7 protein-coding genes and 1 pseudogene are annotated in these 9,052 nt (G+C 58.7%); all 8 read right to left on the reverse strand.

Going from position 1 to position 9,052, the window contains the following annotated elements:
* Positions 1 to 43: 43 nt before the first annotated feature.
* Positions 44 to 1,259: pseudogene (locus FN369_RS06045) on the reverse strand (RNA-guided endonuclease InsQ/TnpB family protein).
* 751 nt (positions 1,260 to 2,010) lie between these two features.
* Positions 2,011 to 2,973 (reverse strand): CRISPR-associated ring nuclease Crn3/Csx3, encoded by a 963-nt coding sequence (crn3, locus tag FN369_RS06050; protein ID WP_142525293.1) that lies wholly within the window; start codon positions 2,971 to 2,973, stop codon positions 2,011 to 2,013.
* A 112-nt stretch (positions 2,974 to 3,085) separates the two neighbouring features.
* The gene (locus tag FN369_RS06055; RefSeq protein ID WP_142525294.1) at positions 3,086 to 4,303 is read right to left on the reverse strand and encodes a PDDEXK family nuclease; all 1,218 of its coding nucleotides are present in this window, start codon (positions 4,301 to 4,303) and stop codon (positions 3,086 to 3,088) included.
* Positions 4,300 to 5,142, reverse strand: coding sequence for a type III-B CRISPR module RAMP protein Cmr1 (cmr1, locus tag FN369_RS06060; protein ID WP_142525295.1), 843 nt, complete (start codon positions 5,140 to 5,142; stop codon positions 4,300 to 4,302). The genes FN369_RS06055 and cmr1 overlap by 4 nt, the downstream gene beginning before the upstream one ends.
* Complete coding sequence (gene cmr6 / locus FN369_RS06065; RefSeq protein ID WP_142525296.1) at positions 5,139 to 6,443, reverse strand: type III-B CRISPR module RAMP protein Cmr6; 1,305 nt, start codon at positions 6,441 to 6,443, stop codon at positions 5,139 to 5,141. The genes cmr1 and cmr6 overlap by 4 nt, the downstream gene beginning before the upstream one ends.
* Complete coding sequence (cmr5, locus tag FN369_RS06070; RefSeq protein ID WP_142525297.1) at positions 6,421 to 6,780, reverse strand: type III-B CRISPR module-associated protein Cmr5; 360 nt, start codon at positions 6,778 to 6,780, stop codon at positions 6,421 to 6,423. The genes cmr6 and cmr5 overlap by 23 nt, the downstream gene beginning before the upstream one ends.
* Before the next feature lie 15 nt (positions 6,781 to 6,795).
* Positions 6,796 to 7,728 (reverse strand): type III-B CRISPR module RAMP protein Cmr4, encoded by a 933-nt coding sequence (gene cmr4, locus FN369_RS06075; protein WP_178087711.1) that lies wholly within the window; start codon positions 7,726 to 7,728, stop codon positions 6,796 to 6,798.
* Between the two features lie 122 nt (positions 7,729 to 7,850).
* Positions 7,851 to 9,052 (reverse strand): type III-B CRISPR module-associated Cmr3 family protein (locus FN369_RS06080; RefSeq protein ID WP_142525299.1); only part of this gene is annotated, 1,202 nt, incomplete at its 5' end.

Consider the following 9,052-nt stretch of genomic DNA (forward strand, 5'->3'; position numbering starts at 1 on the left):
TTGACATCCTCCCCGGCCTGAAGGCCGGAGATTCCTACGGCGCTCAGGCGCGGCGTTGAGCCGCCCCTGAGTCGCTTCGGTGGGTTCCTGCTGCTGACGGCATTACCGTTCACTTCACAGGCGAACCGGGCGTGTCCCGCCCTTAAAACATTGATCGCGCCGACCAGATCGGCGTTGTCCTCGAAGCCACATTCCACGCACTCGAACCGGGCTTGTGTCTGGCGGTTAGCCGCCGACACATGGCCGCAACACGGACAGGTACGGCTCGTGTTCTGCGGTGGCACGACAATGAGATGCCCACCGTTCCACGCCAGCTTGTAATCCAGTTGGCGGCGGAACTCGAACCAGCCTTGATCGAGAATGGACCTGTTCAGACCGGACTTGGCCCGAACGTTTCTTCCCGGCTGCTCGGTTGTGCCTGCCGCCGACTTGGACATGTTCCGCACCTGCAAGTCCTCGATACACACCATCGCGTGGTTTTGGCTGATCGCGGTCGAGGTCTTGTGCAGGAAATCGCGGCGGGCGTTGCCGATGCGGGAATGGATGCGCTGGATACGAGCTTTCGCCTTCCTCCAGTTGTTGCTGAACTTCACCTTGCGGCTCATGGCCTGCTGCGCTTTACGCAAAGCAGCTTCATGCCGCTTGAAGCTGTTGAGGGGTGCGTAGAACGTGCCGTCCGAGAGCGTAGCGAACCGGGCAATACCCATGTCGATGCCGACCGCGCCACCCTGCGGGATGGCCTGCTCGACCTCTCGCTCGGTTTGGATGGAAACGAACCACTTGCCGCAGGACTGGCTCACGGTGATGTTCTTCACCGTGCCCCGCACTTCACGGCTGTTGCGATAGCGCAGCCAGCCGAGCTTAGGCAGGAAGATGCAGCTATTCGCTTGGTCGAGCTTGATCTGTTTCGGGTCTGGATAGCGGAAGCTATCGGACTGGCCCTTTTTCTTGAAGCGAGGGAAGTCGGTGCGTCTGGCGAAGAAGTTGCTGTAAGCGCGCTCCAAGTCCTTGAGCGCCTGCTGCAGTGGATGCACTGGCGCATCCGCCAACCACACCGTATCCGTGCTGTTGCGCCACTCGGTGAGCAGCTTGCACAGGCCTGCATAGCCGAGCTTCTTCTCGCCTCGCTCGTAGCGCTCCTTCTGCAACGCCAATGCCTTGTTGAACACGAAGCGGCACGAGCCAGCGAAGCGGCGCATCTGCCACTCCTGCCAGCCGTTGGGCCGTAGCGTGTATTTATAGGCTTGAACTCGTTGCATAACTCAATTATACTTGTGTATATTAGCGGTGACAACGATATTCGACACGGATGGCACTGTGTTTTCAAGATGCACGTTCACTGTCGGGAATGAAGGAGATGCCGAAAGGCAATGGAGACACAGGAGGTTTCCGATGCTCACGCTCGTGAGAAATAGCGGCTAGTACGGTGAGCTTGTGACAAAGGAAAAACTCTACGACGCGATTTCTACGCTTCGGCTCCTAAAACGGCGGACATCCTGCAACAGCACCGTTTTCAGGGCTTAAATCTGGAGAATTTGATCAAAAAGGGCAATGGAAGGCCGTTTAGGAGCCCTGAGGCAACATCTCCTCTGCGTTTCCTGCCTTTGACGCGACCCGCAAGGAGAAGGTTGGAGCTGAAAGCGCGCGGTTGAAGAGCGGCGCGAAGAATTCGGCGCCTTGTTGCGCGAGAATCGCAGATTTCAGCAAGGCCGAGGGGAGATAATGGAGGCAGCCTACCGCGACGCCATCGATCTTTCTCAAAAAGCCAGTCGAACTCGCGGCAGCGGTAGCGAAAGCAAACATCTCGCCAGGATGTGTCCTTAGACGTTCCGGAAGCTCCTGAGCTTCCACAGGTATTGTTTGGAGCTCCGATCGAAAACCTCGCCCGGTGATCGTGGTTTAACCGAGGGTCTTCGGATTTTGCCGATCAATCGGGCAAGAAGATCGCGTCGGAGATCCAGGTATGGAACGGTCCGAATAGAGTTGTCCGCGGAGGAAATCTTCTTAGGATCATGGCTCTGAGGGAGCCTCTTTCCGCTGCTCCTCCGTTTCCACAAATGGGATGAGCTGCGCCAGAAGCTGCTCGGGGAGTGGAGAAGGCCTCGCGCTGCGTTCGAGTCCGCCGATCCGGAGCCGGAGGGGACTTTCCGAGAGAACTTTACTTTCCGGCTCCCGAACCGACTCCACCTCTGCCAAAGTCTGAAGTCCCGAGGAGCGAGCGGCCCCCCGCCACTCGGCAAACGCTTCCGCATCGCGGGAGACGATCAGAACGTCGGTGCAGACATTGAGGATCGCCTGGTTCAAGCGGTCGATCTTCCCCCCGCAATCGACGAGCAAGAGGGTTTTCGAGCGGGAGAGGCTTTTTATCTGTTCGACAATCCGATCGACGAATTCAGCATCCCATCGATTCTTGTAGCGGAGTGTCTTCCCTTCCTCCTGAGCTTCGAAGAACCAATCTCCCTCCCCATCGGGGCAAGCACGAAGAACAAAGAGATTCCGGTGAAAGGATTCGGGCGATCGGCTGCGCAACGCTTGCTGAATCCAGAAGAGAAAAACCGATTTGCCGCTATGGGGAGGGCCTACGACCGCTACGATCCGATTACGAGCCTCCCCTGGAAGAATGGTTGCCGGCGGAGCATCCTGCCGTCGAGTCAGATAAGGATTGATCGCCGCCGACGCGAGCATCTCCCCCACGGAAGGACTTTCGGGATGGTGGGCTTCCACCACGATTCCCCCGAAACGGGGATCGTAGACGCCGAGCCAACGGCAGGCGTGCGCTAAGTGAGCCAAATAGACATAAAGCCAAATTGGCCCTTTCCCATAGAGAATCAAACCCTTCTCGTAATCGATCCCCTCTGGGAGAGCAACTCCCGCCAGCTCCCTGGCATCCAGGATTCCATTGCCCGCAACCTGGATCACAAGAATCTGAAAGGAAGTTGGAGGAGAGATCAGTCGTAGATTGAGATTTTTCATGAATGAATCCGAAGACCGCAGTGCTAGCTAAAAGTCTAAAGACGCCCCGGCAAGATCGGCCGATTTTCCAAGCCGAGGGCATTTCCGCTCCCGAGGGCCATTGCCCCTTCTTCTACCCTCCGAGTTTCGGCTGGCTCCCTCTAGTAAATCTTTCCCGAAGGTCCGAGAGGTCACCATCGGTCGCCGGAGCCTTCGCATGGAGGAGAACCCGCAGGCCGTTCACCAGCTCGGTCGAACGGATCACCTCGATCCCCTTCTTTTTGGCGTATTCCCTCACCTCCTCCGGCAAGACACTTCTCCGGACGCAGATCGTCCGGCCGAGGAGACCCCCCACATCCTGAATCGACAGGAGATCGAGCTTCAATGTCTTGAGCTGCCCGATGGAAAGCTCATCCTGAATCCGCTGAAGAAGAGTCTGCACTTGTTCTATTTTAAACGATGCTAGTTTCAGCCGTTTCTCTAATTCGCTAACCAGCTCTTCGGCGGGGCGCCGGTCCTTGCAATCCACCAGCCAAAGTCGCCCGTCGAAATTGAAGAGCAGATCGATCTCTTCATGGACCTTATTGGTCGATACTCCCGGCGAGCTCTTCACCTTGAGGCGGAGGCTGCGGCGAACGGATTGCACCCCGAGCTTCAGAAGCGCAACGGCCGTATTGTATTCGAGTCTATCTCCCTCTTTGTCCTTCTTGTCTCCTTCTTCCCGCTCCCCGATGGATAGAAAAGGGCGCAAATCCTCTTCCCGGTCACAACGAGCTGAAATTTCTTCCAGAGAGAGCTTGGTGCCTCTCTCGTTGAGCCGGAGGAGCTCCCCATTTCTCTCGAGTTCGGACGCATCGACTTGGCATCGTAGGAGCTGGAGCGGATCAAGTCGGTCGGCAATATGACCGTCAAGGGCTTCTTCTCCTATCTGCATTCCCTCCTCGCTCGGCGCAAACCAGATCATCCGGTTCGCGCGCTCAAGATAGAACGAGAGGATCTTCCTCCGACTCGCCCACTGGAAGGCAGCAATCGCCATGAGCTTGTTTCCGCCGGTAAAATGGAGCAACGTCGTTTGCGGATCGACTTCGAGTCCTTCCAGCCGAGTCAAAATTCCCTCAAAATCCCCGCAGGGGATTTCTTGCCTGGTCGTGCCACCCTTGGGGACGAGCCCGGAGGCATCGAAAAAGCGCTTCAGCCGCTGCGCTGGATCTCCCGACTCCGCCTTGTCCTCGCTATGGAGCAGCACGAGGCGGAGCGGCTCGAGGCGCAAGACGGCGAGCACCTGAGGCCAAATCTGTCGGCTTGCGAGAGTCACCAGAGTGGGGTTTTTCGGCGGGGTAGGCGGCATCATCGTCGGGGAAATACCATTTTCAGGATAGACTCCTGTCCGTTTTTCAGCCGGCTTTTTTCCTCAACCACGCGCTTATGCGGCGCCTCGAAGAGCATCAGATAGTAATCACCGGCATCGATCTTCAGGGGTCGAAAATAAACGGCGCTCTTCTGGCGAGGATCCGTGTTGCCCAGCGGGCTGGGCCCCTTTTCTTCCTTTTTTGATTCGGGCGAGGGATATTTTTCTCGAAGCTCCTTCAATTTTGCTCCCGCGAACGCTATGAGGTTCCGCCAATCGCTTTGTTTCTCCCGGAAAAAGTGGAAATCGAATCCGGCCGGCTTCAGAATTCTTTCCGCCGCCTCTTCATACGCTTCGAGCACTCCGGCAAACCCATCGACACGAAACGCACCTGCGCAACGGGTCGCACGATAACCGAGGGAACCAAAGCGGCAAAACGCCTCCCACGCTTTTTTCCAGTTCTCTTCCAGCTTGCCGAGCGGCTGCCGGAATCCGATTTCGACCCCGGCCTTGCTTCCAGGAGGCAGTGCGCCCTCTTCCTTCCATCGATCACCTCGCTTGATAAAGTACCAGAGGTAATCGCCATCGTGAGACTCCCTATCCCATCCCCGTTCTCCGCCTTCTGGCTGTCTCTCCACTCGAACGACGACCTTAGAGGCAGCCGAGGAATTTCCCGCACATCCGAAGACCTCCTCCTCGTCCGTTCTACTGCCGCCCAGAGCACGAAACCACCAGCGCAGCTGGCCGCGGATCGCCGGGACGCGCAGCTCTGCTTTCGTGGGTTCGGCTCCCCCGCAAAAGCAGGGGGTCAGGAATTCAAACTCGTAGGATTTGACATTCATGGGAGCGTTTTCCCGAACTTGTCGGCCAGATTGTGCAAGGCTTTCCAAACCTTCGACTTGGGGTTGCCCTTTTCCTTCTCGTAGAGCTCCCGATTTACGACGGTCAGATAATAAAGCAGAGTAAATTGCTTCCCCTCGTCCTTCCGATCTTTCTCCAACCAGTACTTCTCCTCCACTGCAAAGAGATTGATTTGACCTCGAAGATCCGACTCCTTCAGCTTTCCCAGCGCGTCCAACTCTTTCGGGTCGGGCTCGAGATGCGCCCGCTTTTCCGCCCGCTCCCTCTCCTCCCGTTCCTTGGCAAGCTTGGATTGCATATCCTGCTGAATCCGCTCCGAGCAATCGAACCAGCCGTAACCCGCCGCGGTCTTGGCGCCGATCCCGAGCTTCTCCAGACCCTCCCTTAGCCAGCCTCTCCCCTTTTCGAGCAAATTCCCTATTCCTCGAGGAGCCGAACGGATCGGAAAGAGAAAGACGGTGCCGGGAGCAACCGCAGGGAAGAGAACGGGAATCGGCTTTTCGGAGTCGAAAGCCTCACATAGAACCCCTCGATAGTACTCCTGGTGATGAGGGGTGAGGATGTCTTTCTCTAGATCGTGCTTCGGCATCTTGTAAGGATAAGCGGGGAGAAAGCGGACGGTTCCCGCGAAGTTAGAAGGCACGCGCTCTCCGTCCTTTTCGGCAGGAGAGTCGATCCGGATCCGGAACTTTTGCCAAAGGCTCTCCGCCGTCCTTTCCCGTATCTCTTCCCAGTCTCGCTGACATCCGTAAGCAAAGTCGGAAGAGTCTTTCCAGTCCTCCCCCACCCACCCAAAGACGAGGGCGATCGTTTCGAGGAGATTGGACTTCTCGTGCGCGAGAGCTTCCCGGAGCTCCTGAATCGCGGCTCTTCGCGCGCAACCTTTCACCGCACTTCCCGGAATGTAGGGGAGGCCGAACCGATCCAAGCAGAGGCCGGCGTTTTCCATCACCCCTCCCGCCATGTTGACCATCATGCGGGAGCGAAGCTCGGCGAAGAGAAGCCCTTCGGGGAGGCAAAGCAAGGAGAGAAAATCGTTCCAACTCCTTTGGCGCTGCTCGGAAAAGCAAGCGGGCGTTTCGATGAACTCTTTCCAAAATTGGCGTCGCTTCTCGTCCCCGCGACGAGGATCGGCGAAGCGATCCAAGAGGAGCGATCGGGAGTCGCAGCCCAACTTCCGGTCTTTCACCAAGGCCGCAACGGTATCGCTCGCCAAAGGCCACTCCGGAATTCTCGGCTCTTCCTTCATCCTCTCCCTCTCACGTTTCCGATCCGGCTTCATCGTCCTTCCCCTGCTTCGCAAACCGCTTGAGATAGACGAGGTAGGCGAGCGCCTCCTCGGTCGCCAGGCGCAGATGGAGAGAGTCTTTCTCGGCCAGTTCCTTGAGCATCTCGGAGGCGGTCTTGCTGTCGATGAGCTTGCTCTTCGCCAAATGGTCGGCGATCGCATTCATCGCATTGGCCATCCCCTTGCGCAAGTCGCCATCGGTGGCAAACGCGGTCGCCGCAAGCAGGCCGTTGCCGAGAATCAGGGCCGGGAGCTTATTGACGTCTTGGCGCTTGAGATCTCTGCTCTTCCCGAAGGCATGCTGGGCCCGCTGCTGCTCTAGATTTTTCATGACTGCTGCCTCGTCTTAGGATGCCGCTTCCTCCCCTAACCGAACGGTACAGAAGCCGAGGCCGGTTCCGGCGTCGGCTCCGAATTGGAAGATTCCCTTTTCCTTCTCGAGGATCGCCCGAAAGGCGTTCGAAGCGTCCCGGGCGGTACGCCGCCCGGCACCGGCATCCGCCCGGCGCTCCCGGCTGGCGCGGACGAGGGCGTAGAACATCGTCTCTCCGGGCACGTTCTCCTGGTTGAAGAGGGCACGTGTTGCGGCAGTTCCTTTTTCGTCGTCGATCTTGACATGCTGCGCCACTTCGCAGGCGGAGCGGGCGAAAAAGCTCACCGACGCATCGGAAAGGACCACGGTCCGCTTCTCCACTTCCCTCCAAATGGGATCGCCGGGCAAGAGGGCGGCCAAGGCTTTCCCGATCGCCGGAGGAGGTTCGCCCGCTAGGGTAAAGGTATACTCTTCCAAGACGACTTTTTCACCAAAGCCGAGGACTTTGCTATCGAAGAGCGCCCCTTCGTCGCCCGGATCGGGCAGGCTCCCAAACTTCTCAGGCTCGCCGAGATCTCTCGCATACCGCTTTAAGATGAGGGGAGAGGTGATCCAGGCAAAGCAGCCTTTGGCCGAGCGAATCGGGAAGGCCAAGAGCTTCGCCTCCGAAAATTGGAGCGCGCCGGCCGCGCTGCTGTTGGAGTCCTCTGAGCCGAAGAGCCATTTCCCATCAGGGCTTCGGGAGATTCCGCTTTCGGGAAGAATCTCATTCCAGCAGTCGGCGAAGACCCCCTTGAGAGTGCTTCCCGGGAGGATCGGGAAGCCCGTGTGGCGTTCTCGCTGGATCGGCAGATCGATCGCTCCCACCGATGCTCCCGCACCGACATGAAGGGGGGTGCGTGCAAAGATGTAGAGGGGAAGGCAGACGGAGCTTGCCTCCGCTGCCTTCTCCGAATTTCCGTTCATAGATTGGTCTCCCTCGATTCTCTCGCTCATCTTGGTTTCTCCTCCCAGATCCTATCGTCGCCCTTCTTCCGCCGCATCTTTCCTGACGTCTCCGGACGCCGCGCGCATGCCGCTTCGCTTTCCTATTCCTCCTTAGCCAACCGCCAGGAGCCGCAGACCCCCAGACCCAGCCCCTTTTCTCCCAGGAAATCGGATCGGCAACGGCCGTGCAACGCGGAAACGAGCTTTTGCGCCTCCCGCTCGTCGGCGGCCTCGAAGTAGTAGACCGATCCCGCCGAAACAGAGAGGAGAGTCGCCTTGGCTCCGCCGCTTCCGACGGCTTCTGGATCTTTGCGATAGAGAAGGTCCCAGCCGCCGAGCGGCTCGGGCTTGCCCAAGCAGGCAGCAACCAGATGGGCCGTGATCCTCTCCGCAGGATCGGCTTCGTCGCGATAGCTCCAGTCGGGATCCTCCCTTCGCCTCCGCCGGAACTCTCGACGACTCTCCTTCTCCACCGACCGCAAAAGGACCTTGCCGGAGTTCTCCTCGATCCAGCCCGGCAGCCAGCCGTGGGCGAAGATGGCGGGGCTGAGCAGAACCCATTTTACGCACCTTCCGACGCAATCGACTCCCGGGAGAAGAAACGGCTCTCTTACGAGCTCCACGCGCGCAAAGCGCCCTTCCCCACCCACACTCACCGTTCGTCCGCACAGGCTCGCGACGGTGAGATCCCTTTCCTCCGGATGACGCGCCTTATGCTTCGGTGGATCGCTGGCGGCAAAGCGGAGTGCGACTCCCTCCCGCAACCGCAAATGCTCGGCAACGTAGAGCTGACCCTCCTTGGCCGTCCGCGTATTCGGATCGATCGCCACTCCAATGCGCCTTTCGGAATCCCAAAGTTCCGGATCCTCGGGCAGCCCGAGTCGCTCGCCAGCGAGGTAGGCTTTGTAAAACTCGTGGTCAACCCAGCGGATCGGGCGCTCCTCCTTGGACGGGCTCGCGAAGGAAGCGACGCAATAGCGCAAGGGCCGGGGGAGGTTGTTCTTTCCTCTGCGTTCAGCGATCGGCAACATGCGCTCCATCGCTTTGGCCTTGTCGACTCTCACGAGATCGGCAGGACGCGGGAAGTAGAGCCTATTCTCACGAACGGGAAACGGTCCGTGAACGTGGAGCCATTGAAACGCGTCGGTCCCGATCTGCCCATCCGGAACCCCTTTCCTCCGGGCTCCAGGCCGAGTTCGGCTCGGCAGCGCACCGGCCTCGGCGAGGAGCGCGCTCCGCAAGGCTCCGTAGAGAGAGGTCGACAGCGGCCAACGGGCGCCGCGTCCAAAGGAGCTGCCGGCCG

Source organism: Methylacidimicrobium cyclopophantes (assembly GCF_902143385.2).
Lineage (GTDB): Bacteria > Verrucomicrobiota > Verrucomicrobiia > Methylacidiphilales > Methylacidiphilaceae > Methylacidimicrobium > Methylacidimicrobium cyclopophantes.

Bases quoted from the DNA above. Each gene is read 5' to 3' on its own strand.
- crn3 (WP_142525293.1), bottom strand. From the start codon at position 2,973: ATGAAAAATCTCAATCTACGACTGATCTCTCCTCCAACTTCCTTTCAG.
- FN369_RS06055 (WP_142525294.1), bottom strand. From the start codon at position 4,303: ATGATGCCGCCTACCCCGCCGAAAAACCCCACTCTGGTGACTCTCGCA.
- cmr1 (WP_142525295.1), bottom strand. From the start codon at position 5,142: ATGAATGTCAAATCCTACGAGTTTGAATTCCTGACCCCCTGCTTTTGC.
- cmr6 (WP_142525296.1), bottom strand. From the start codon at position 6,443: ATGAAGCCGGATCGGAAACGTGAGAGGGAGAGGATGAAGGAAGAGCCG.
- cmr5 (WP_142525297.1), bottom strand. From the start codon at position 6,780: ATGAAAAATCTAGAGCAGCAGCGGGCCCAGCATGCCTTCGGGAAGAGC.
- cmr4 (WP_178087711.1), bottom strand. From the start codon at position 7,728: ATGAACGGAAATTCGGAGAAGGCAGCGGAGGCAAGCTCCGTCTGCCTT.